At 72.6% G+C, this 23,332-nt stretch carries 22 protein-coding genes and 2 pseudogenes; 12 read left to right on the top strand and 12 right to left on the bottom strand.

All coding sequences use genetic code 11. From position 1 onward, the window contains the following. The first annotated feature begins 42 nt into the window (after positions 1-42). Both DKT68_RS10960 and DKT68_RS10955 read left to right on the top strand, forming a co-directional pair. A complete protein-coding gene (locus DKT68_RS10960) occupies positions 43-927 on the top strand; it encodes an alpha/beta fold hydrolase (protein ID WP_109817306.1) in 885 nt (294 codons plus the stop codon). Positions 928-1,047: 120 nt separating this feature from the next. Then, the gene (locus tag DKT68_RS10955; RefSeq protein ID WP_201748990.1) at positions 1,048-1,509 is read left to right on the top strand and encodes a DUF5709 domain-containing protein; all 462 of its coding nucleotides are present in this window, start codon (positions 1,048-1,050) and stop codon (positions 1,507-1,509) included. A gap of 56 nt (positions 1,510-1,565) precedes the next feature. Here DKT68_RS10955 and DKT68_RS10950 read toward each other — a convergent pair whose 3' ends face one another. The 3 genes from DKT68_RS10950 to DKT68_RS10940 all read right to left on the bottom strand — a co-directional run bounded on the left by DKT68_RS10950 (position 1,566) and on the right by DKT68_RS10940 (position 5,678). Further along, complete coding sequence (locus tag DKT68_RS10950; protein ID WP_109817305.1) at positions 1,566-3,149, bottom strand: DHA2 family efflux MFS transporter permease subunit; 1,584 nt, start codon at positions 3,147-3,149, stop codon at positions 1,566-1,568. A 285-nt stretch (positions 3,150-3,434) separates the two neighbouring features. Continuing rightward, positions 3,435-4,238, bottom strand: a complete 804-nt coding sequence (locus DKT68_RS10945; RefSeq protein ID WP_109817304.1) for an IclR family transcriptional regulator domain-containing protein — start codon at positions 4,236-4,238, stop codon at positions 3,435-3,437. Positions 4,239-4,241: 3 nt separating this feature from the next. After that, positions 4,242-5,678 carry an amidohydrolase family protein gene (locus DKT68_RS10940; RefSeq protein ID WP_109817303.1) on the bottom strand — a complete coding sequence of 479 codons (1,437 nt, stop codon included), beginning with the start codon at positions 5,676-5,678 and terminating at the stop codon, positions 4,242-4,244. A 195-nt stretch (positions 5,679-5,873) separates the two neighbouring features. On the opposite strand from DKT68_RS10940, the gene DKT68_RS10935 reads away from it, so the two are divergent. From DKT68_RS10935 to DKT68_RS10905, 7 genes are all read left to right on the top strand, one after another. Beyond that, positions 5,874-7,010, top strand: coding sequence for a CaiB/BaiF CoA transferase family protein (locus tag DKT68_RS10935; RefSeq protein ID WP_109817302.1), 1,137 nt, complete (start codon positions 5,874-5,876; stop codon positions 7,008-7,010). Continuing rightward, positions 6,995-7,765, top strand: coding sequence for a citryl-CoA lyase (locus DKT68_RS10930; RefSeq protein WP_109817301.1), 771 nt, complete (start codon positions 6,995-6,997; stop codon positions 7,763-7,765). The genes DKT68_RS10935 and DKT68_RS10930 overlap by 16 nt, the downstream gene beginning before the upstream one ends. Positions 7,766-7,790: 25 nt before the next feature. Then, positions 7,791-8,657, top strand: coding sequence for a DODA-type extradiol aromatic ring-opening family dioxygenase (locus tag DKT68_RS10925; protein ID WP_109817300.1), 867 nt, complete (start codon positions 7,791-7,793; stop codon positions 8,655-8,657). After that, positions 8,654-9,016, top strand: coding sequence for a hypothetical protein (locus DKT68_RS10920; RefSeq protein ID WP_109817299.1), 363 nt, complete (start codon positions 8,654-8,656; stop codon positions 9,014-9,016). Before DKT68_RS10925 ends, DKT68_RS10920 begins: the two co-directional genes overlap by 4 nt. After that, on the top strand, positions 9,013-9,978 hold the full coding sequence (locus DKT68_RS10915; RefSeq protein ID WP_109817298.1) for a quinone oxidoreductase family protein: 966 nt from the start codon (positions 9,013-9,015) through the stop codon (positions 9,976-9,978). The genes DKT68_RS10920 and DKT68_RS10915 overlap by 4 nt, the downstream gene beginning before the upstream one ends. Positions 9,979-10,062: 84 nt before the next feature. Beyond that, complete coding sequence (locus tag DKT68_RS10910) at positions 10,063-11,487, top strand: aldehyde dehydrogenase family protein (RefSeq protein WP_109817297.1); 1,425 nt, start codon at positions 10,063-10,065, stop codon at positions 11,485-11,487. Positions 11,488-11,646: 159 nt separating this feature from the next. Next, positions 11,647-12,480, top strand: a complete 834-nt coding sequence (locus tag DKT68_RS10905; protein ID WP_109817296.1) for a helix-turn-helix transcriptional regulator — start codon at positions 11,647-11,649, stop codon at positions 12,478-12,480. A 6-nt stretch (positions 12,481-12,486) separates the two neighbouring features. On the opposite strand, the gene DKT68_RS10900 is transcribed toward DKT68_RS10905, so the two are convergent. Next, a complete protein-coding gene (locus DKT68_RS10900; protein ID WP_109817295.1) occupies positions 12,487-13,308 on the bottom strand; it encodes an alpha/beta fold hydrolase in 822 nt (273 codons plus the stop codon). A 335-nt stretch (positions 13,309-13,643) separates the two neighbouring features. Here DKT68_RS10900 and DKT68_RS10895 point away from each other — a divergent pair, with 335 nt between their 5' ends. Beyond that, a complete protein-coding gene (locus DKT68_RS10895; RefSeq protein ID WP_236646831.1) occupies positions 13,644-15,260 on the top strand; it encodes a ricin-type beta-trefoil lectin domain protein in 1,617 nt (538 codons plus the stop codon). A gap of 147 nt (positions 15,261-15,407) precedes the next feature. After that, positions 15,408-15,527, top strand: a pseudogene (locus tag DKT68_RS10890) (LuxR C-terminal-related transcriptional regulator); the annotation flags it as partial. Positions 15,528-15,912: 385 nt separating this feature from the next. On the opposite strand, the pseudogene DKT68_RS10885 reads toward DKT68_RS10890, so the two are convergent. Next, positions 15,913-16,173, bottom strand: a pseudogene (locus tag DKT68_RS10885) (cellulose binding domain-containing protein); the annotation flags it as partial. A gap of 301 nt (positions 16,174-16,474) precedes the next feature. Here DKT68_RS10885 and DKT68_RS10880 point away from each other — a divergent pair. Next, on the top strand, positions 16,475-17,413 hold the full coding sequence (locus tag DKT68_RS10880) for a hypothetical protein (protein ID WP_109817292.1): 939 nt from the start codon (positions 16,475-16,477) through the stop codon (positions 17,411-17,413). Between the two features lie 42 nt (positions 17,414-17,455). Here the strand turns inward: DKT68_RS10880 and DKT68_RS10875 are convergent, their stop codons facing one another. The 7 genes from DKT68_RS10875 to accB all read right to left on the bottom strand — a co-directional run. Next, entirely contained in the window at positions 17,456-17,794 is a 339-nt protein-coding gene (locus tag DKT68_RS10875) for an antibiotic biosynthesis monooxygenase family protein (RefSeq protein ID WP_109817291.1), read from the bottom strand. Continuing rightward, a complete protein-coding gene (locus tag DKT68_RS10870) occupies positions 17,791-19,038 on the bottom strand; it encodes a beta-ketoacyl synthase N-terminal-like domain-containing protein (protein WP_109817290.1) in 1,248 nt (415 codons plus the stop codon). Before DKT68_RS10870 ends, DKT68_RS10875 begins: the two co-directional genes overlap by 4 nt. Positions 19,039-19,084: 46 nt before the next feature. Continuing rightward, positions 19,085-20,359 (bottom strand): beta-ketoacyl-[acyl-carrier-protein] synthase family protein, encoded by a 1,275-nt coding sequence (locus DKT68_RS10865; protein ID WP_109817289.1) that lies wholly within the window; start codon positions 20,357-20,359, stop codon positions 19,085-19,087. A gap of 55 nt (positions 20,360-20,414) precedes the next feature. Next, positions 20,415-20,819 (bottom strand): cupin domain-containing protein, encoded by a 405-nt coding sequence (locus tag DKT68_RS10860; RefSeq protein ID WP_109817288.1) that lies wholly within the window; start codon positions 20,817-20,819, stop codon positions 20,415-20,417. Further along, positions 20,812-21,567 (bottom strand): SRPBCC family protein, encoded by a 756-nt coding sequence (locus DKT68_RS10855; RefSeq protein WP_109817287.1) that lies wholly within the window; start codon positions 21,565-21,567, stop codon positions 20,812-20,814. Before DKT68_RS10855 ends, DKT68_RS10860 begins: the two co-directional genes overlap by 8 nt. Further along, positions 21,564-22,982: an acetyl-CoA carboxylase biotin carboxylase subunit gene (locus DKT68_RS10850; RefSeq protein ID WP_109817286.1), complete on the bottom strand. Its 1,419-nt coding sequence runs from the start codon at positions 22,980-22,982 to the stop codon at positions 21,564-21,566. The genes DKT68_RS10855 and DKT68_RS10850 overlap by 4 nt, the downstream gene beginning before the upstream one ends. Positions 22,983-23,001: 19 nt before the next feature. Further along, on the bottom strand, positions 23,002-23,332 hold a 331-nt coding region (accB, locus tag DKT68_RS10845), incomplete at its 5' end, for an acetyl-CoA carboxylase biotin carboxyl carrier protein (RefSeq protein WP_109817285.1).

The following is a 23,332-nucleotide window of genomic DNA, read 5'->3' as shown; positions in this document are numbered from 1 at the left end:
TGCCGGCACACGCCGCACGGGTCAGTGATCGGGAGAAAGTCAATGAGTTCCACCAGCCACGACGCCGGCGTCCGCGCACCGGTCGCCCACGAGATCACCGTCGATGGCGTTCGGCAGGTCTACCACGTCGCCGGCACCGGCCCGGTGTGCGTGGCGCACTCCGGCGGCCCCGGCATCGAGTGGGCCTACCTGCGGACGCCGAGCCTCGAGGAGCACTTCACGATGGTGTACGTCGAGCCGGTCGGCACGGGCGCCTCGGGGCGGCTCGACGACTCGGGCGACTACCGTCTCGACACGTACGTCCGGTTCCTCGACGCCGTCGTCGACCACCTGGGCGTACCCCGGGTGTACTTCCTCGGGCACTCGCACGGCGGCTTCGTCGTCCAGCGGTACGCGCTGGACCACCCGGACCGGGTCGCCGGTCTCGCCCTGTACGACACCTCGCCCGTCACCGGCGCCGAGTTCTGGGCCGAGGCGATGGCCGGCCTCACCGCGTACCCGCTGCGGCACCCCGACCGGCCGGAGGCGGCGGCGGTCCCGGCCGCCTTCCAGCAGGCCGTCACCGCCACCGACGACGAGGCGCTGAGCGCCGGCCTGCGGGCGGCCCTGCCGGTCTACTTCGCGGACTTCTGGGCCCGGCAGGCCGAGTTCGCCCCGTTCCAGGCGGCCGTTCGGGCCTGGTCCGCCCCGGCGGGCGCGCAGGACCCGACGCCGTTCGACGTCCGGAACGACCTCGGTGAGATCACCGTGCCCGCCGTGGTGATCGTGGGCGCGCACGACTTCATCTGCGGCCCTCGCTGGGCGGAGCAACTGCGCGAGGGCATCAAGGACGCGCGGCTGGTGCTGCTGGAGCGCAGCGGGCACTTCGGGCACATCGAGCAGCCGGCGGAGTTCACGGCGGCCGTGGCGGAGCTGCTCCAGCGCTGATCCACTCCACGCCGTACCCCGAGGGCCCGCCCCGTCACACCGGGCGGCCCTCGGGGTGCAGCTCCGGCGGCCGGTCCTAGGCTGGCCCCGTCCCTGCACGACGACCGAAGGGAGACCGCCGTGAGCCAGACGGAGCGGATGGATTCCGCCGAGGAGTGGAACGTGGCCGAGGACGACGGGGTGCTGGACGCCTCCGACACCCTGGACGACGACCGCGTCGGCGACCCCCTCGACACCGGCATCATCGCCGGGGACCACTGGACGGCCGCCAACCGGTTCGGCACCACACCCGCCGAGGAGCGGGCGGGCGAGTCGCTGGAGCAGTACCTCGCCCAGGAGGAGCCGGACGTTGATCCGTACGCCGAGGGCGGCGACGACGAGGACGAGCTGACCCGGCGGGGGTACGAGCGCGAGGCACGCGCGGGCCGCCTGGTCGCCCCCGACGAGGGCCTCGGCGAGGACGAGGAGGCCGAGTCGGTGGCGTGGGACGCCGGAGTCGACGCCGGCGCCGCCAGCGCGGAGGAAGCCGCGATCCACGTGGTGGACGACCCCGACGGGGCCGGCGACGGTCCCCTGCGCTGAACGGGACGCCGCCGCGCTCGACGCCGTGGAGGGCACCGAGCGCGGCGGCGGGTGACTCAGTGGATGACGACGGGCGCCTTGACCTGCTCGCCCTGCTGGTCGTCGAGCGGCTGTGCCAGCTGGCGCCGGCGCGGCAGCAGGGCGGCCGGGACGAAGGTGAGCAGCACCAGCGCGAACGCGACCCAGAACGTGGTGGCGAACGACGTGGCGGCGAAGTCGAGCCCGCGCTCGATGATCGACGGGTCCACCGGCATCTGCTGGAGCAGCTCCGGCTGCTGCTGGGAGGCGATGGCCAGCCCGGCCTCGGTGACCGGCTTGCCGCTCGGGTCCGTCAGGCCGGGGATCGGCCGGGAGCCGTTCAGCTCGTTGGTGAGGATCACCGACATGACCGCGGCGCCGATCGACCCGCCGATCTGCTGGAGGATGTTGACCAGCGTCGAGCCGCGAGCCACGTCGTGAGCCTGCAGCGTCCGCAGCGCTGACGTCATGATCGGCATCATCGTGCCGCCCATGCCCAGACCCATCACGAACAGCGAGCCGCCGAGCAGCCAGTACGAGGTCTGCGGGTCGACCTGGGTGAAGCTGAAGAACCCGGCGACGATGAGCGCCAGCGCGAACGGGACGGTACGACCGATCGGCACCCGGTCGGCCAGCATGCCGGCGATCGGCATGGTCAGCATGGCGCCGATGCCCTGCGGGGCCATGAGCAGACCCGCGGTCAGCGTGGTCTCGCCGCGCACCTGGAGGAAGTAGCTCGGGAACAGCAGCCCGGCGCCCATGAACGCGATGATGAAGACGAACAGCGTCACCGAGGCGATGGTCAGGTTGCGGTTGCTGAACAGCCGCAGGTCGAGGAGCGGGTGCCGGGGTTTGAACGAGTAGAGCACGAACGCCACCACCAGCGCGGCGCCGACCAGCATGGGGCCCCACACCTTGGCCTCGGCGAAGGTGCCCGCCTCCGGCAGCGACGACACGCCGTAGAGGAACAGGGCGAGCCCCGGGGAGAGCATCAGCATGCCGACGAAATCGAACGACTCGGACGGCTCGGGTGCGTCCTTCGGCAGCGCCAGCTGCGCGTAGACCAGCGCGACGACGCCGATCGGCAGGTTGATCAGGAAGATCCAGTGCCAGCTCGCGGTGTCGATCAGCCAGCCACCGAGGATCGGGCCGCCGATCGGCCCGAGCAGCATCGGGATGCCGAGCACGGCCATCAACCGGCCGATCCGGTGCGGCCCGGCCGCCCGGGTCATGATGGTCATGCCCAGCGGCATCAGCATGCCGCCGCCGAGACCCTGCAGGACGCGGTAGCCGATCAGCTCGCCGATCGTGTCGGCGGTGGCGCAGAGCCCCGACCCGATGGTGAACAGGGCCAGCGCCACCATGTAGAGGCGTTTGGTGCCGAACCGGTCCGCCGCCCACCCGCTCAGCGGAATCACCGTGGCCAGCGCGAGGGTGTAGGCGGTCATCGTCCACGCGACGCGGGCGTACGACGCGTCGAACTCGTTCTGGAACGTCGGGATGGCGACGCTGACCACCGTGACGTCGAGGATCGACATGATCGCGCCAAGGACGACGACGCCCGCCACCTTGAGCACCGCGGCGTCGAGTTTGTCCGATGTCGCGACAGATTGCTGGGTCACAAACTCTCCTGAAGTCGGTTGAGCCGTCGTTTGGTGGCGGTGGCGGCGGTGCCGCGCCGACCAGGCGCGGGACGCGGCGTACCGGGGCGACGACGCGCGCAGAGAGACTAACCGGGGGCTCCGACGGTTCGCCGCCGGATTACCGGCCGCCCACGGCGGCGCGACCGATCGGCCGTCGGACTGGAACCGGACGTCGGGGTGTCGCTCACCGAGCGGCCCGGTCGACCACCTCATCGTCGGACGTGGCGGTGGGCGGGACAGCTCCGGCGGGTCGGCGCGGCGGCCTCAGACGGTGACCACCGGCACGGCGGCGGTCAGCGCCCAGTCGTGCCCGATGTCGGCGGCGGCGCGCAGCAGCCTCGGCAGGTGGTCGTCGAGCAGCGTCTCCAGCGACGTCTCGGCGGCGTGCACCGTCACGTTGATCGCGGCGATGACCCGGCCGTCGCCGTCGCGTACGCCGGTGGCGACGGACCGGACACCCGGGGCGAGGTCCTGGTCGGCCAGCGCCCAGCCCTTGGCGCGCACCTCGCGCAGCACGGCGTCCAGCTCGGTGGGCGACGGCTGCCAGCGGGGCGTGATCCCCGAGCGGCTCGGCTCGGCGAGCACGGCGGCCAGCGCCTCCGGCGGCAGCCCGGCGAGCAGCACCTTGCCCATGGACGTCGCGGGGGCCGGGAAGCGGGTGCCGATGGTCACGGCCAGCGTGACGATCTTCGGGACGGCGACGCGGGCCACGTAGACGATGTCGCTGCCGTCGAGCTGGGCCATCGAGGTCGACTCGTTGGTCTGCGCGACGAGCTTCACCATGTGCGGGCGGGCCACGTCCCACATGTTCAGCGCGTTGACGTACGCCATCCCGAGTTCGAGGACGCGCGGGGTGAGGGCGTGGCCACGGCCCACCGTGCGGACGTAGCCCAGCGACTCGAGCGTGATGAGGATGCGCCGGACGGTGGGCCGGGCCAGACCGGTGGCGGCGGCGATCTCACTGAGCGTCATCGACGGGCAGGCCGGACGGAAGGAGCGCAGGACGTCGAGACCGCGGGCGAGAGCCTCGATGAAGTCGGGTCCGGCGCCCCTTCCGTTGTCACTCATGTCCTAATGCTTCCATTGCGCCGAGCCGGCGTCCCACTCGGTGTACTGGTACGGATTCTCCAGGATCGCGGTCTCGGGGATGTCCGGGTTCATGCCCCGCTGCCACGCCTCCTCCCCCATGGTCTCGCGGAGGTGGTCGATCGTGGCGGCGACCCGGGCCCGGGCGGCGGCGAGGTCGACGTCGACGAGGCGGCCGTCCCGCTTGACGATCCGCCCGCCCACCAGCACCGTGTGCACGTCGCCGCGCTGGGCCTGGAAGACGACGTGACCGTGCGGGTTGAGGATCGGGAACATCACCGGCGAGGCGTCGTTCTTGATCAGGACGACGTCGGCCTGCCGACCGGGGGTGAGGGCGCCGATCGTGGAGTCCATGCCGAGGGCGCGGGCGCCGCCTCGGGTGGCCCACTCGACGACCTGCTCGGCGCGCAGGTGGCAGTGGGTGATGGTGTCCTGCTTGACGTGCGCCTCCAGGTGCTCCCGCGAGCGGTCCGCGCCGAGCGTGGCCCGCATCGCCGAGAACAGGTCGCCGCTCCACCAGACGCTGGTGTCCATGGACAGCGACACGGGGATGTCGTGGTGGCGCAGCTGCCAGGTGGGCGGGTAGCCCTGCCCGGCGCTCTGCTCGCTCTCCGTCGAGACGGAGACGGAGCCGCCGGTGGCGGCGATGCGGTTGTACGAGTCGTGGGTGAGCGTCGCCGCGTGCACGTACACGGTGGAAGGGGTCATGAAGCCGTGCTCGTGCATCAGCCGGATGCCGTCGTCGTTGGTGGCGCCCCACACGCCGGCGTGGGTGGTGACCGCGGCGCCCAGATCCCGGGCCACCTCGAAGGCGGCCTGCTCGGGGAAGGCGGGGTCACCGGTGACGTCGAACGCCATCTGGAAGCCGGCCAGCCGGCCGCCGTCGATGCGGCGGCGGTGGAAGTCACGGAACTCCGGCGAGGTCGCCCACTCCCACGGGCCCTGCTGGATGTTGCCGTAGGCGAGCACGAACCGTCCGTCGACCGCCTCGAGGGCGTCGACGGCCGCGTCGGCGTGATCGGGCGTCTGGAGGCCGTGCGACCAGTCGACGGTGGTGGTGACGCCCGCGTCGACGGCCTCGATCGCGGCGAGCAGGTTGCCTGCGTACACGTCCTCCGGCCGGAACAGCTTGCCGGATTCGAGGTAGTACCAGACGAAGTACTGCGTGAGGGTCCAGTCGGCGCCGTAGCCCCGCATGGCGGTCTGCCACATGTGCCGGTGGGTGTCGACCATTCCCGGCATGACGATGCCGCCGGCGGCGTCGATCTCCAGGGCGTCGTCGGGGGCGCTGAGGCCGACCCCGACCTCCGCGATCCGGCCGCCGACGACCAGCACGTCGGCGCCGGGCAGCACCGTGTGTGCGTCGTCCATGGTGAGAACCAGGCCGTTGCGGAAGACCACCGGCCGGTCGGTTGCGCTCATCGCCACCCATTCCTTCCCAGGTACGAGGGGTTCGGACTGCTGTCCGCTGTGCGGGCAGCCCGAGTGGCGCAAGTGTGGTCTCGGTCACGAGTCGTGTCAATAGGGCCTTTTCGGCTGATCAACTCGCCGTTGACAGGGCCCTGCGGGTGGCGCAAGCTGTCTCGGCGGACAGGCGTCCGCAGGACGGGCGGAAACATGGTGCAGCATTCGACGGGGCCACTGGCCGGCCTGCTCGTCGCGGACTTCTCCCGGATCCTCGCCGGGCCGTACGCCACGATGCTCCTGGCGGACCTGGGCGCTCAGGTGATCAAGGTGGAGAGCCCCGGGGGCGACGACACGCGCACCTGGATGCCGCCCACCCGCGACGGCGTCTCGACGTACTACCTGGGCATCAACCGCAACAAGCGATCGATCGCCCTCGACCTGAAGAACCCGGACGACCTGACGGCCGCGCAGGAGCTGGCCCGGCGCGCCGACGTGCTGATCGAGAACTTCCGACCCGGTGGCCTCGCCCGGTTCGGCCTGGACTACGACACGGTCACCGCCGGCAACGAGAAGGTCGTGTACGCGAGCATCAGCGGTTTCGGCACCGGCGCCGGAGCCGACTTCCCCGGCTACGACCTGATGGTGCAGGCGATCTCGGGCCTGATGAGCCTCACCGGGGCCCCGGACGGCCCTCCGTACCGGGCCGGGATCTCCGTGTTCGACGTGATGGCCGGCCTGCACGCGAGTATCGGCATCCTCGCCGCCCTGCACCACCGCACGACGACCGGGCGGGGTCAGCACGTCGAGGTCAACCTGCTCAGCTCCGCGCTGTCCGGCCTGGTCAACCACTCCAGCGGCTACGTCGCCGGCGGCACCGTGCCGTTCCGGATGGGCAACGCGCACCCCAGCCTCTTCCCGTACGAGCCGCTGCCCACCGCGGACGGCGAGCTTATCGTCATCGCCGGCAACGACGGGCAGTTCCGCAAGCTGTGCCAGGTGCTCGACCTGCCCGGCCTGCCCGACGACCCACGGTTCGGGCGCAACCAGGACCGCACCGCCAACCGCGAGCAGCTGCGGCCGTTGCTCGTCGAGCGGCTCGCCAAACGCACCAAGGACGAGTGGTTCCGGGACCTGCTGGCCGCCGGCGTCCCCTGCGCGCCGATCAACACCATCGACGGCGGCGTGGCGCTCGCCCAGGAGCTGGGGCTCGACCCGGTCGTCGCCGTCGGCGACGTGCCCGGCGTCCGCAACCCCATCACCTTCTCCGACACCCCCGCCCGGTACGAGCTGCCGCCGCCCGGGCTCGACGAGCACGGCGAGGAGATCCGCGCGTGGCTGAAGAGCTGAGCTTCCCGACCGGGATCGGCACGTCCGACCCGACCACGATCTCGCTGCTCGGGCAGGACCTGGCCGCCGACCTGATGGGCAGTGTCGGCTTCGGTGAGCTGGCGTACTGGCTGGTCGCCGGCCGCCGGCCCACCCCGGGCGAGGTACGGGTCTTCGAGGCGGTGCTCGTGGCGCTCGCCGACCACGGGTTCACGCCCACGGCGATCGCCGCCCGGCTCACCTACCTCTCCGCGCCCGAGTCACTCCAGGGCGCGCTCGCCGCCGGCCTGCTCGGCGGTGGCTCCCGCTTCCTCGGCGTCACCGAGGACTGTGGACGCTTCCTCGCCGACACGCTCGCGCAGGCCGGCGAGGTCACCGACTACGACGCGGTGGCACTCGACGCGGTCACCCGGGCACGGCAGGAGCGCCGGCTGGTCCCCGGGCTCGGGCACCCCGTCCACAAGGAGCAGGACCCCCGCACTCCCGTCCTGATCCAGATCGCCACCGAGGAGGGCCTGCACGGCCCCCACCTGCGGCTGTTCGAGGCGATCGGACGCGTGCACCCGCAGGTGCTCGGCCGAAGCCTGCCGCTCAACGGCGCCGGGGTCTGCGGCGCGGCCCTCGCCGACCTCGGGCTCCCCGTCGAGATGCTGCGCGGCTTCGCCCTGCTCGCCCGGGCGGCCGGGTTGCTCGGGCACCTCGCCGAGGAGCGGCGCCGCCCGCTCGGCATGGAGATCTACCGCACCGTGGACCGCAACGCCGTCTACGAACCCTGAGCCCCCTCTCAGCGAAAGGAGTGGCATGGCCACCGTCGTCGCGGTCATCGCCTCCACCCACCACCCGTTCTACTACCGGGCCAGCACGGCGACCGGCGAGGACCGGCCACCGTTCGCGGACGAGTGGACCAGCAAGATCCTGGCCTTCCGGGAGACGTTGACCCGGGCCAGGCCCGACGTGCTGGTGATGGTGGGCTCGGACCACTTCCACCAGCTCTGGCTGGACAACATGCCGCAGTTCCTGGTCGGCAAGGCGCCCAGCTACGACGCCAACTGGTACAACGAGGAGCGCGAGTTCGGCCTGCCCCGGATGCTGCTCAAGGGCCAGGAGGACCTGTCCGGGCACATCCTGCGGGCTGGCCTCGACGCCGGCTTCGACCTCGCGTTCAGCAACGAACTGCGGATCGACCACAGCATCACCTGCCCGATCATCACGCTGCGGCCCGAGGCCGACCTGCCGATCGTCCCGATCTACACGAACATCTTCGCGCCGCCCCTGCCGCAGCCGAAGCGCTTCGTCCAGCTCGGCGAGGCGATCCGGGAGATCGTCGAGTCGTGGCCCTCGCACCTGCGGGTGGCCGTCATCGGCACCGGCCACCTCTCGTTGGAGCTGGGCGGGCCCCGGCAGTTCGGGCCGCACGGCCCGGACCCGGAGTTCGACCAGCGGGCCGTCGAGTGGATCGCCAACGGCGACCTCGACGGGTGCCTGCGCGAGGTCACGCTGGACAGCCTGCACGCACCCGGCAACGCCACCCACGGCTTCATGGACTTCATGCTCATGATGGGCGTGGCCGGCGCCGGCGCGAAGGCCGACCACGTCGACACCCTCGACCTGTTCCACACCATGGAGGCGTACTTCACTTGGTACCCGAACGGAGCGCCGACGGCATGAGCAGGTACCTGCTGAACAAGTTCCTCTACACGGTCGACCGGGACCCGGAGCTGGTCGAGCGGTACCGCCACGAGCCGCGTGAGCTGGTCGCCTGGTGGGAGGCCGAACGCGCCAACGCCGTCCTCAACTGCCACACCGGCGAGTCGACCACCTGGCTGCGCTTCGACGACGTCGAGCGCGAGGCGCTGGCGACCCACGACCACGTGAAGCTCTTCGAGCTGGGCGCGCACCCGTTTCTGACCCTGACCCTGTTCATCGCCCTCTTCGAGCGGGACAACACCGAGCCGCTGGAGTACCAGAAGTCCTACGGTCTGCGGCTGGCGCACTTCGCGTTGCCCTACCCGGACATCGCCACGTGATACGCGCGGCCCTGCTCACCGCGTGCGGCACGCCGCCGACGATCGTCGAGCGGCCGGCGCCCGTGCCGGAAGACGGCGAGGTCACGGTCACCGTCGAGGCTGTGCCGATCACCCCGCTCGACGTGCTCTGCGCCACCGGCACCAGCTACTTCGGCCGGCCGACGACGCCGTACGTGCCGGGCGTGCAGGGTGTCGGCCGGCTCGCCGACGGGAACGCCGTGTGGTTCGGCACGTCGGCCGGGATGCGGCCCGGAGTCGACGGCAGCATGGCGACCACGGTCGCGGTTCCCTCCGCCGACGTGGTGGCGCTGCCTCCCGACGTACCCCTGACCCTGCTCGCCGCCCTCGGCCTCTCCGCGGTCGCCGCGCACGCCGCCCTGACCCACGCCGGCGACCTGGCGGCCGGTGAGCAGGTCGTCGTGCTCGGCGCCGGCGGTGTGGTCGGCCAGGCGGCCGTCCAGCTGGCCCTGCTCGGCGGGGCGCGCCGGGTGATCGCCGTGGCCCGCTCCGCCTCGGCGCGGGCCCGGGCCGAGGCGCTCGGCGCTGCGGTCTCCGTCCCGCTGTTCCCCGACGACGACGTCGCGTCGATGGCCGACCGGCTGCGCGACGCCGCCGACGGCCCGGTCGACCTCGTCCTCGATCCGGTCTTCGGCGTCCCGGCCGCGGCGGCGCTGCGGGTGCTGCGCCCGGGTGGCCGCCTCGTCAACCTGGGCAGCGCCGCGGGTGCGACCGCGCCCATCGAGTCCGCGGTGCTGCGCAGCGGGTCGCTGCGGATGATCGGCTACACCAACAACGGCCTGTCGACCGCGCAGCGGGCGGCGGCGCTGGCCGTCGTGGCCGGGCACGCCGCAGCCGGCCGCCTCACCGTCGACCACGAGATCGTGCCGTTCGCCTCGGTCGGGGACGCCTGGTCGCGTCAGGACGCCGGCGCGACGTCCGGCCGTATCGTCCTGGCGCTCTGACCGGGCCCGGCCGCAGCCAGGGATCGCCAAGCCCTGGACAAGGCGCACCTGGTTGGGGTTCCGCGCCGGTGCCACGGTCGGTCCATGACACCTTCCACCTACACCGTCACCGGCCACTGGATCGGCGGCGAGACCGTCGCCGGCTCGGCCGGCACCCTTCCCGTCGTTAACCCGGCGACCGGCGACGTGGTCGCCGAGACCCCGGCCGGCACGGCCGCCGACGTCGACCGGGCGGTCACCGCCGCTCGGGCCGCCTTCCCTGCCTGGGCGGCGACCACGCCCCACCAGCGGGCGGACGTGCTGCACCGCCTCGCCGCCGGCCTCGCCGCCCGCCAGGAGGAGATCGCCACCGCGATCACCAGCGAGATGGGCTCCCCGATCGGGATGTCCCGGACCGCCCAGGTGGGCTTCCCGGCCGCGGTGATCGAGTCCGTCGCCGGCCTGGCCGACGACTTCGCCTGGACCGAGGAGGTCGGCAACTCGCTGATCGTCCGTGAGCCGATCGGCGTGGTCGGCGCGATCACGCCGTGGAACTTCCCGTTGCAGCAGGTCGTCTCCAAGCTGGCCCCGGCGCTGCTCGCGGGGAACACGATGGTCCTCAAGCCGTCCGAGAACGCCCCGTTGACCGCGCGCATCCTCGCCGAGGTCGCCGCCGAGGCGGGCGTGCCGGCGGGCGTGTTCAACGTCGTGTACGGCACGGGAGCGGTCGTCGGCGAGGCACTCTCCGCCCATCCGGACATCGACATGATCTCCTTCACCGGCTCCACCCGGGCCGGGCAGCGGATCGGTGCGGTGGCCGCGGCGAGCGTCAAGCGGGTCGCGCTGGAGCTGGGCGGCAAGGGCGCGAACATCATCCTCGACGACGCCGACCTGCCCGAGGCGGTCAACCGGGGCCTGATGATGGCGTTCACCAACGGCGGGCAGGTCTGCGGCGCCTGGCCGCGGATGCTGGTGCCCGCCTCCCGTCAGGACGAGGTCGTGGCGTTGGCCGTCGAGGCGGCGAGGCAGTACACGGTCGGCGACCCGACCGACGAGGCGACCCGGATCGGCCCGATGGCGTCCGAGGCACACCGGCGGAAGGTTGTCGGGTACATCGAGCGGGGCATCGCCGACGGCGCCCGGCTGGTCCTCGGCGGCCCGGACCGGCCCGATGGCCTGGCGAAGGGCGCCTACGTCCAGCCGACGATCTTCGCCGACGTCGATCCGACCTCCGCGATCGCACAGGAGGAGATCTTCGGCCCGGTGCTGACGATCATCCCCTACGCCGACGAGGAGGAGGCCGTCGCCATCGCCAACGGCACCCTGTACGGCCTGACCAGTGGCGTCTTCGGCGAGCCGGAGCACGCGCTCGCGGTCGCGAAGCGGCTGCGCGTGGGCCAGGTGGACGTGAACGCCGGCCACTGGAACCCGCTGGCCCCGTTCGGCGGCTACAAGCAGTCCGGCAACGGCCGCGAGTTCGGTCGCTTCGGCCTGGAGGAGTTCCTGGAGACGAAGTCCATCCAGCGCTGACCGGGCCGGCCGCCCCCGGCCCGCGCCGTCGGGCCGGGGCCGGCCGGTCCCGCCCTTTGGGTCCTCTGCTCTGCGCCGGAGCGGAACAGCCCGGCCGTGCCCGCCTGTTGCACCCCACGTGTCGGTCGAACCGCCGGCACCCACCGAAGGAGAGTCACCGTGGACCGCGCCCAACTCGCCAGCTTCCTGCGCACCCGACGGGAAGCCCTCCAGCCGGAGGACGTGGGGCTGCCCCGGGGCCAGCGCCGGCGTACCGGTGGGCTGCGGCGCGAGGAAGTGGCCGCTTTGAGCGGAATGTCCGCCGACTACTACAGCCGGCTGGAGCAGCAGCGGGGCCCGCACCCCTCCGAGCAGATGCTCGCCGCGCTGGCCCGTGGCCTGCGACTCTCCCTCGCCGAGCGGGACCACCTGTTCCAGCTCGCCGGTCACGCCGTCCCCCACCGCGCGGTCCGGGCCGACCACGTCAACACGGGCATGATGCGGATCCTCGACCGGCTGCAGGACACCCCCGCCCAGGTGGTGAACCACCTCGGCGAGACCCTGGCGCAGACCGCGCCGGCGATCGCGCTGCTCGGCGACGAGACCCGGCACACCGGGCTGGCGCGCAGCCTGCACCACCGATGGTTCACCGACCCACGGACACGGCGGTTGCACCGGGCCGAGGACCACGCCACGCAGAGCCGACTCCTCGTGGCGCACCTGCACGCGGCGTACACCCGCGACGGCCGGGGATCGCGGGCGGCGGCGATCGTCGACGCCCTGCTCGCCGCGAGCCCGGAGTTCGCCGAGCTGTGGCGGGAGCACCCGGTGCCGGGCGGCTACTGCCCGCCGAAGCACTTCGTCCACCCGGAGGTCGGGTCGCTGGAGCTGCACTGCCAGACCCTGGTCGACCCTGACCAGTCCCAGACGCTGCTGGTCTTCACCGCCGTGCCCGGCTCGGAGAGCGACGAGAAGCTGCGGCTGCTCTCGGTCATCGGCGCCCAGCGCGTCTGACCCCGATCAGCTCTTCAGGAACGCGAGGAGATCCTTGTTGACCTGGTCCTGCATCGTCGACGTGATGCCATGCGGGGCGCCCGGGTAGTAGATCTCCTCGGCGTTCGCGACGAGCTGCGCGGTCTTGTGCGCCGAGTCCTTCACCGGGACGATCTGGTCGTCCTCGCCGTGCATCACCAACGTCGGGATGTCGAACTTCGCCAGGTCGTCCCGGAAGTCCGTCTCGGAGAACGCCTTGATGCTCTCGTACGCGTTCCACAGACCGGACTGCATGCTCCACAGCCAGAACTGGTCGAGGATGCCCTTCGACACCTTCGCGCCCTGCCGGTTGGCGCCGTAGAACATCTGCGCCAGGTCCTGGTAGAACTGCGACCGGTCGGCGAAGAGCTGGGTCCGCAGGTCGTCGAAGACGCTGATCGGAAGCCCCTCCGGGTTGTCCGCGCTCTGCACCATGATCGGCGGTACGGCGGAGATGAGCACGGCCTTGGCGACGCGCTCCGTCCCGTGCCGGCCGATGTAGCGGGCCACCTCTCCCCCGCCGGTGGAGTGACCGACCAGGGTGACGTCCCGCAGGTCCAGTGCCTCGATGACGGCGGCGAGGTCGTCGGCGTACCCGTTCATGTCGTTGCCGTTGCGGGCCTGGCTCGACCGGCCGTGCCCGCGACGGTCGTGCGCGACCACCCGGAACCCGTTCTGGACGAGGAAGAGCATCTGCCCGTCCCAGGCGTCGGCGCTCAACGGCCAGCCGTGGGAGAAGGTGACGACCGGCCCCTCGCCCCAGTCCTTGTAGTAGAGCTTGGTGCCGTCCTTTGCCTTGACGTAGCTCATGCCGATGCCTCCTGGTCGCGGGTCGGGAATCGGACGTACGGGCTACGGCGGGCACCCCGTGCCGGCGCCGTACCTGCGGACACCATCGAACGGGTCCTGGACGGTCCTTCCCCGATGCTAGGTGCGGCCGGCGGGCGGGACGGCTGCTTCGCCCGAATGCGGTCCATGCCAGCAACGCCTGAACGTCACCGCCTTTCTGGTCAGCGGCCTCGCGAACGCCGAGTCGGAGTTGCTCGGCGAGGAGTACCAGCGCGGCGGAGACATTGATATCGATGTGCATGACTGTAATGATTAACAGACTTTACAGTTGTATCCGCCGCACGGAAGGACCAGACATGGCGCGACGAATGGATGGGGTCACCACCACCCCCCGCCGGCCCCGCACCCGGTTGGTCGCCGCGCTCGTCGCGGCCCTGCTCGCCGTACCGACAACCTTGGCGGTCACCGCCACCGCCGCGTCCGCGGCCGCGACGGGCCCCATCACCGGGTACGGCGGCAAGTGCGTCGACGTGGCCGGCGAAAACCCGGCCAACAACACCCAGGTCCAGCTCTACACCTGCAACGGCTCCGGCGCCCAGCAGTGGACGGTGGCCGACGACGGCACGATCAGGGCGCTCGGCAAGTGCCTCGACATCGCCGCCGGCAGCACCGCCAACGGCGCCCGGGCGCAGATCTACGACTGCAACGGCACCGGGGCGCAGCAGTGGTCGTCCAACGCCGGGCAACTGGTCAACCCGACGTCCGGCAAGTGCCTCGACGCGACCGGCCCCAGCTCCGCCGACGGCACCCCGCTGCAGATCTGGAGCTGCACCGGCACCGCCAACCAGACCTGGACGTTGCCAACCGGCGGAGGCACGCCGCCGCCGTCGGGCGGCTTCACCCACCCCGGGGTGCTGGTCAGCCGGGGCCAGCTCGACTTCGTCCGCGGCCGGGTCCAGGCGGGCGCGCAGCCGTGGGCGTCGGCGTACAACCAGATGATGAGCAGCCGGTACGCCTCCCTGTCGCGCACCCCGGCTCCCCGCCCGGTCGTCGAGTGCGGCTCGTACTCCAACCCCAACAACGGCTGCACCGACGAGCGTGAGGACGCGATCGCCGCGTACACCGACGCGCTCGCCTGGTACCTCACCGGAGACGCCCGGTATGCCCAGAAGTCGATCCAGATCATGGATGCGTGGTCCGCCACGATCACCGCGCACACCGGCAGCAACGCGCCGCTGCAGACCGGCTGGGCCGCCTCGGTCTGGCCCCGGGCCGCCGAAATCATCAAGTACACGTACACGAGCTGGCCCAACGCCAACCGTTTCGCCACCATGCTGCGCACCGTCTACCTGCCGGTCGTGCGCAACGGGTCGAACAGCAACGGCAACTGGGAGCTGACCATGATGGAGGCCGCCGTCGGCATCGCCGTCTTCCTGGAGGACCGTGCCGCCTACGACGCGGCGGTCACCCGTTTCCTCAACCGCACCCGGGCCTTCGTCTACCTGCCCAGCGACGGCGCGCTGCCCTACACGGTTCCCGGCAGCGGTCTGGACACCAGTGCCGAGATCATCGGCTACTGGCAGGGCCAGTCGACGTTCGTCGCCGGCCTCGCGCAGGAGACCTGCCGGGACTTCGTCCACACCGGGTACGGGATCTCCGCCATCTCGCACGTCGCGGAGACCTCCCGGATACAGGGACGGGACCTGTATCCGCAGGTCGGTGAGCGGTTGCGGCAGGCGCTCGGCTTCCACTCGCGCTACCAGCTCGGGGAGGCGCCGCCCTCCTGGCTCTGCGGGGGCAGCCTCACCCGCGGCCTCGGCCCCGTCACCGAGGTCGGCTTCAACGCGATGGGCAACCGCCTGGGCAACGTCATGACGAACACCCAGACCCTCACGCTGCAACAGCGACCCGCCGGCAGCAACAACCTCTTCGTCGCCTGGGAGACGCTGACCCACGCCAACAACCCCAACTGACCATCCGCCGTGGGCCGGCGCCGAGACCTCGGCGCCGACCCACCCGGCGACGCTCAGCCGTCGATGCCCAGCGCCGTCACCGGGCTGAGTCGTTGTTCCTCCAGTGGCTGCGATGGGACGGGTGGTCGTGGTGACGACCTTCGACCCCGGCTCTTCATCGCCGTCGGCACGGTCAAGACCCACCTGGCCAGCGTGCAGATAAAGCTCCAGGCCCGCAACCGGGTGGGGATCGCCGCCTGGGCCTGGGAACGCCGCCTCGTCGGCTAGGTCGGGGAAGTCGGGGTTGACCGGGACCGGAACCGCGGCCAGACCGGCCCGCAGGCGGGAGGCGCCGGGCGGTCCCTGGTGGACAGCCGCGGTGGTTCCTTCATAGGCGGGATGGGGAGGTTGGGGGTTGTGCCTTTGGAGCTGATGTCGTGGACGATTCAGGCGCACTGGCTGGTGCTCGCCGTCCGCTGAGCCGCGGTGACGACATCATGGAGACGGCGCTGCCGTTCTCCGTCAAGTCGGTGATGTCGCAAACGATTCAGCTCCAAAGGCGGCGACCGGCACCCCCCAGCGACGCGGCCGACCGCCAGCTGCCCTCACCCGACGGCGACGCGTCGGCCGGGGCGGAGGAGTCCGGCGACCCTCCACCCCGGCCGGTGTGGCGTCAGCCCGCGGCGCAGGTCGGGGCCAGGCTGGCGGCGGTGCCGCTGCCCTGGAACCCGAACTCGGTCGACTGACCGGCGCCGACCTGGCCGTTGTAGGCCACGTTCGTCCAGCGCGTGGCCCCGCTGTCACCGCTGCGGTTGGCGTTCCAGGCGTTGGTGACCGTCGCGCCCGACGGCAACGTGAGCGTCACCGTCCAGGAGCCGATGGCCGACGAGCCGGCCGTCACCCGCACCGTCGCCACGAAACCACCCGTCCACGCGCGACGTGAACGGCCGGCCCACCGCCATCGTGACCGGCCGGCGCCACCACGCCAGCCCAGCGCGCCGAGGCCGCCGCGCGGGCGACATCAATCCGACAGCACCGGTCACACACCGTCCGGGAGTTCGTCGCGCGTTCGTCTCGTGGCCGCATGGGCGCCGGCAGGGGCGACTAGCGTCGGCCGTCGTCACCGGGCCCGGGCAGCCGGGCGACGCTCGGCACCGGGAACACCGGCCGAGCCAACCCGGCACCGGCCGGCGCCCGGGACGCCCCACTCCCCCAGCGCCAGGAGGCCGCCGCGCATGACGTCGTCACCCACCCGCCGCAGCACCGCCGAGGTCGCCGCCGTCCGCCGGATCGGCGACAGCGCGCCACACAGCGCGTTCACCGACCTGGTTCGGTACGCCGGGAGCTGGTTCTGCGCCTTCCGCGAGGCACGGACCCACCTCTCCGACGACGGCGTGCTCCGCGTGCTGACTTCGGTCGACGGGCGATCCTGGACCTCCGCGGCGGTCGTCCGCCTGGCCGGTGCCGACCTCCGCGATCCGCGCTTCGTGCCACGGCCCGACGGGCGGCTGCAACTGCTGGCGGCGGCGGCCACCGGAGAGACCGCCAAGACGTTCGAGACGGTAACCTGGCTCTCCGCGGATGGGCACGCCTGGGGCGACCCGCTCCCCGTGGGCGAACCGGGCGTCTGGGTGTGGCGGGCGGCCTGGCACGACGGCGCGATGTACGGCGTCGGCTACGCCACCCGTGAGCCACGGTTCGCCCGCCTCTACCGCAGCACCGACGGCATCGACCTCCAGCCGTGGGTGCCGACGCTGTTCGAGGGCGGCTACCCCAACGAGTCGGGGCTGGTCGTCGACCCGGACGGCAGCGCCATCTGCCTGCTGCGCCGCGACGGTGACGCCGCCACCGCGCAGCTCGGCCGGGCCCGCCCGCCGTACCGGGACTGGAGCTGGGTCGACCTGGGGGTCCAGATCGGCGGGCCGACGCTGCTCCGGCTGCCCGACGGGCGGCTGCTGGCCGGGGTACGCCTGCTCGACGGCGAGGTGCGCACCGCGGTCTGTGCCGTGGACCCGGAGCGGGGCGAGCTGACCGAACTGGTCGCGCTGCCCTCCGGCGGCGACACCAGCTACCCCGGCATGGTCTGGCACGACGACCTGCTGTGGGTCAGCTACTACTCCTCCCACGAGGAGCGGACCTGCGTCTACCTGGCCGAGGTCAGCCTGACCGGCTGAGCGACCGGGCTGTCGCCCGCCGGCGCCACGGGCCGAGCGTGGTCAACCCGGCGGCGCTGGGGCCAGGGCGGGGGTGGGAGTCTCGGCGTGGATGTGGAAGCGCAGTGAGCGGGCGTCGGTGAAGCACTCCCGCATCGGGCGCACCAGGTCCCGGTGCTCGGGGCTGCGTTCCCAGCTCTCGAAGTCGGCCAGGCTCGCCCACTCGCTGGTGATCAGCCACTGCTCCGGGTCCGTCGACGAGCGACAGACCTGGTCGACCAGGTGTCCCGGCACGCCGCCGGCGACCAGGTGCCGGACCGCCTCGTACGCGGCCAGGAACCGCTCGGTGCGCGGCGCCGGCACCCGCACCAGGAAGACCACACGGGCCCGCTGCTCGCTCATGACGTCTCTCCCCTCACCGGCGCGGCCCCGCGCAGGACCAGCGCGCTGTTGAACCCGTCGAAGCCCCGCGCGCACACCAGCGCGAGCCGGCTGCGCGGCCGGCGGTGCTCGCGGAGAAAGTCCAGCTCACACCCGTCGGCCACCTCGTCCGGGCCGGCGGACGCGGGCAGCGTGTCGTGTGCGAAGGCGAGCAGCGCGGTGGCGACGTCCAGTGCCGAGCCACCCTGGTGCGCCCGCCCGGTCAGCGGCTTCTGTGTGGTCACCGGGGGCGGCCGGTCGGCGAACACGGCCCGCAACGCCTCGGCCTCGCTGCGGTCGTAGCGGGCCACGCCGAGGGCGTCGGGCAGCACCACGTCGATCCCGGCCGCCGCGACGCCGGCCCGGTCCAGGGCCAGCCGCATCGCCCGGGCGTACTGGGCCGGGTCACCCGCGCTGTCCGCCGTGGTGTGCGCGGCGTCATGGGTGGCGCCCCAGCCGCTCACCTCCCCGTATATCCGGGCACCCCGCGCCAACGCGTGCCCCAGCTCCTCCACCACGAACACCGCACCCCCCTCCGCCGGCAGATAGCCGCTGGCCGCGGCGTCGAACGGCCGGTACGCCCGCTCCGGGTCGGCCACGTCGCTGAGCAGCCCGGAGCGCAGCTGGCAGGCCAGCGCGTACGGGCTCAGCGGGCACTCGGTGGCCCCGGCGATCACCACCGGCGTGCCCCGGCGCACCGCGCGGGCGGCGTGCGCCAGGCTGTCCAGCCCGCCGGCCGTCTCCGCCACCAGCACACCGCTCGGGCCCTTGAACTGGTGGTGAATGGAGAGCTGCCCGACGCTGGCCGCGTAGAACCACGCGATCGACTGGTACGCCCCGACGGTGCGCGACGCGCCACCCCAGAGCCGTTGCAGCTCCCGCTGCCCGAACAGGTTGCCCCCCGACGAGCTGGCCAGGGTCACCGCGTAGCCGTACGGGTCGGGAGCCCGGTCGGGCAGCCCGGCGTCGGCCAGCGCCAGCCGGGTGGCGGCGAAGCCGAGGTGCGTCCACCGGTCGGTCTGCACCAACTGCCGACTGTCGGCGTAGGAGTCGGCGGTGAAGTCGGGCACCTCCCCGCCGAAGCGGGTCGGGTAGCCGGCCGGGTCGAACAACGTGATCGGCCCGGTCCGCCGGGTGCCGGCCAGCACGGCACGCCAGTGCGCGTCGGCGCCGACGCCGGTCGGCGCGACCACGCCGATGCCGGTCACCACCGCGCGGGCGCTCACCGGACCACCGCCGCAGAAGCGGCGCCGGCCCGGCCCCCGTAGCCGCTCACGCCGCCACCACCCCGGGCAGCCGGCGGAACACCATGGCCGACTGGAATCCGCCGAACCCGCTGCCCACCGAGAGGGCCACGTCCACCGGGACCTCCCGCGCCTCGTTCGGCACGTAGTCCAGGTCGCACTCCGGGTCCCGGGTGCTCCAGTTGGCCGTCGGCGGCACCACGCCGAACTCGATGGCCATCGCGCACGCGGCCATCTCGATCGACCCGATCGCGCCGAGCGAGTGCCCGACCATCGACTTGATCGAGCTGATGGGTATCCGGTACGCGGCCTGGCCCAGCGCCCGCTTGAACGCCGCCGTCTCGTGCCGGTCGTTCTGCCGGGTGCCCGAGCCGTGCGCGCTGATGTAGGAGACCTGCTCCGGCGCGATCCGTCCCTGCTTGAGCGCGTCGGAGACGGCCAGCCCCATCTCCAGCCCGTCCGGACGCAGGCCGGTCATGTGGTAGCCGTTGCTGCGGCTGGCGTACCCGGCGACCTCGCAGTAGACGTGCGCGCCGCGCCGCCGCGCGTGGCCCGCCTCCTCCAGCACCAGCACCGCCGCGCCCTCGGCCAGCACGAACCCGTGCCGGTCGGCGTCGAACGGGCGGGAGGCGTGCGCCGGGTCGTCGTTGTCCGGGCTGGTCGCCTTGATCGCGTCGAAGGAGGCGACGGTGACCGGCGAGATCGGCGAGTCGGCGGCGCCGGCCAGCACCACGTCCGCCTCACCGTCCACGATCAACTGGTGGGCGTAGCCGATGGCGTCGATGCCGGAGGTGCAGCCGGTGGACACCACCTGCGCCGGGCCGTGCAGCCCGTGCCGGCAGGCCACGTCGGCGGCCAGGCTGCTGGGCACCAGGGCCTGGTAGAGGTACGGGCCGCCGCGTGCCGCGTCGACCAGCCAGCGCCGGCCGTTCTCGCTGACCGTCACGTACTCCTGCTCCAGGGCCATCGTGCCGCCCACGGCGGTGCCGAGCACCACTCCGGCGCGGTCCCGCTCCGCGTCGGTCAGCACCAGGCCGGCGTCGGCGACCGCCTCGGCGGAGCAGGCCAGCGCGAACTGGACGTACCGGTCGGCCCGGCGTCGCTCGGCCTCGGTGAGGCCGGCGGCGACCGGATCGAAGTCGCACTCGGCGGCGATCTGCGAGCGGAACGCCGACGGGTCGAAGAAGCTGATCCGCCGGGTGGCGGTACGCCCCTCGGTGATCGTCTTCCAGAAGCGGTCCCGGCTGGCGCCGCCGGGGGCGACCACCCCGACGCCGGTCACCACCGTGCGGCGCCTAATCACGACGTCACCTTTGTTCGCGACTGCGGGGCTCGCAAACCCGGCTCACTCCTCGCGCTCACGATCCACCCCGCTGTTCGACGAGTTCGGTGTCGACGTGTCCCAGCTCCGGGCGCGGGGCCAGCGGTCCCAGGTGGAAGACCACCTCGGCCGGTTCCACGCCGGTGTTGCGCAGCCGGTGCCGCACGTTCACCGGCACGAACAGCGCCTCGCCGGCGGCCAGCAGCGTGGGCTGGTCGTCCAGGTCCACCGTGATCGCACCGCGCGCCACGTACAGGAACTCCTCGCTGTACGGGTGGTAGTGCTCGGCGATCCGCTCCCCCGGCGCGAGGGTGGCCACCCCGAGGAAGCCGGAGGTGCTGCCGACGGTCCGGGGGCCGAGCAGCACGCGCAGCTCGCCACCGCGCCGCCGGTCGGCGGGTACGTCCCGGGCGGCGACCGGCCGGGTGCTCAGGTCACTCATCGCCGGCCTCCGTCGGCTCGTCGCCGGCCGCCGGGCGGCCCTGCCCGTCGCGCTGCCGCGCGATCCGTTCCAGCCGGTCCTTGATGACCGCGAGCTGGATGGCGCTGTTGGTGTTGATCCGCTCGGTCATCGCGGCGTTGTCGACCGGCGCGGTCGGCTTCATGGCGAAGTCCTGCGTCCAGGTCATGCGGGTGCCGCCGAGCTCCTCGGTGTAGCGCCAGTGGATCCGCATGTACTCGAACGGTCCGGTCTCCACCCGGTGCGCCCGGACCTGCCGGCTGACCGGGTCGGCGGTGCGTTCACTGACCCAGCTCCACGACACCCCGTTCTCGTCGGGGTGCATGGTGAGCCGGAACCGCACGGTGTGCCCGTCGCGGTGCAGGATCTCCACCACGGCGTACTCGGTGAACAGCTCGGTCCAGTTCGCCACGTCGTTGGTGATCTCCCAGACCAGTGCCAGCGGCGCGTCGATGAACACGCCGTTCTCGGTGTGCCCGGGTGGGTCGGAGCGGCGCGCGACCAGGTCGGCCACCGCGGGGATGCTGAGCTGCCCGGACTGCTCCGGGATGCTCACCTGCCACCGGTCGGCGACGACCGCGGAGAGCTCCAGCAGGGCGAGCGAGTCCATGCCCAGCTCCTCCAGCGACGCGGCGGGCGCCCGGGCCGCGGCGTCGGCGTCCAGCCCGCAGTGCGCCACCAGGATGTCGGTGATCTCGGCGGTCAGCGGGTGACCATGGGTGACGGTCATCGGTTCCTCCTGTGGGTTACGTCGGGCTTCGCGGCGGGCGCGGGGCGCGGTGCGGGGGTCGGGCCGGGAGCGGCGAGCAGGCGGTCGACCAGGCCGGTGGTGTAGCGGCCCTTGCGGAACGCGGCGTCGTCGAGCACCCGCCGGACGAAGGGGATGGTGGTTCGCACGCCCGGCCCGGCGATGTCGAACTCCTCCAGGGCGCGCTCCAGGCGGTTGAGCGCCAGCTCCCGGTCCGGCGCCCAGACCACCACCTTGGCGAGCAGGGAGTCGTACCAGGGGCCGACCACGTAGCCGGCGCGGGCGTGGGTGTCGACGCGGGTGAACGGGCCGCCGGGCGGGGTGAACCGCTCCAGCCGGCCGGGGGTCGGGGCGAAGCCGCGCTCCGGGTCCTCGGTGTTGACCCGGCACTCCACCGCGACGCCGTGCAGGCGGATCTCCTCCTGCCGCCAGCGCAGCGGCACCCCGGCGGCGATGTGCAGCTGCTCGTGCACCAGGTCCACCCCGGTGACCATCTCGGTGACCGGATGCTCCACCTGGATCCGGCAGTTGATCTCCAGGAAGTGGAAGTGTTCCTCGGCGTCGACCAGGAACTCCAGCGTGCCGGCGCCCACGAAGCCGACCTCCAGCGCGCCCCGCAACGCGGTCTCCGCGATGGTGTCGAGCGTGCTGGTGGACAGCGCCGGCGCCGGCGCCTCCTCGACCAGCTTCTGGTGCCGGCGCTGCACCGAACAGTCGCGGGTGCCCAGGTGCACGCCGTTGCCGTGCCCGTCGCAGAGCACCTGCACCTCGACGTGCCGGGCCTCGGTGAGGTACCGCTCGACGTACACCCGGTCGTCGCCGAAGGCGGCCTGCGCGGCGGCCCGGGTGCGGGTGTACGCCCGGGCCAGCTCGCCCGGTGCGCGCACCACGGTCATCCCCCGGCCGCCACCGCCGGCGGCGGCCTTCACGATCACCGGGTAGCCGATGGCGTCGGCCACCTCGGCCGCCGCGGCGGCGGTCGGCACCGGTTGGACGCTGCCCGCCGGCAGCGGCAGGCCCGCACGGCTCATCAGGGCCCGCGCCGAGGACTTGTCGGCCAGCGCCGCCATCACCGCCGGCGGCGGGCCGATGAAGGTCAGCCCGTTGTCCGCGCAGATCTCGGCGAAGTCGGCGTCCTCGGAGAGGAAGCCGTAGCCGGGGTGCACGGCCTGCGCGCCCACCTGCCGGGCCGCCTCCACGATCGCGGCGGCGTTGAGGTAGCTGCGTCGACTCGACGCCGGTCCGATCCGGACGGCCTGGTCGGCGAGACGGACCGCGGCCGAGTCGGCGTCCGCGGCGGAGTACACCACCGCCGTCCGGACGCCGAGTTCCCGGCAGGCCCGGAGCACCCGCAGCGCGATCTCGCCCCGATTGGCGATCAGCACGGTCTCGAACATGGATCATCCCACCCCGCCATCAGACCGGATCCAGCTCGACCAGCGGCTGGTCGTACTCCACTGGCTGGCCGTCCTCGACGAGGATCGCGGCCACGCGGCCGGCGCGGTCCGCGCTCACCTCGTTCATCAACTTCATCGCCTCGACGATGGCGACCGGCTGACCTGGACGGACGAGGTCGCCCACCGCGACGAACGGCGCCGCGCCGGGCTCCGGCGCCCGGTAGAAGGTGCCGACGATCGGCGCGCGGACCGTGGCGCGGCCGGGCACCGGTGGCCGGATCAGCGCCGCCGGCGGGTCGGACGCGGGCGCGGCCGGCGGCACGGTCACGGCGGCCTCCGGCGGGGGGCCC

Source organism: Micromonospora acroterricola, assembly GCF_003172955.1.
In the GTDB taxonomy this organism is placed as follows: domain Bacteria; phylum Actinomycetota; class Actinomycetes; order Mycobacteriales; family Micromonosporaceae; genus Micromonospora; species Micromonospora acroterricola.
Note: the sequence above shows the minus strand (reverse complement) of the source record. Positions and strands in the feature narration are given on the sequence as shown.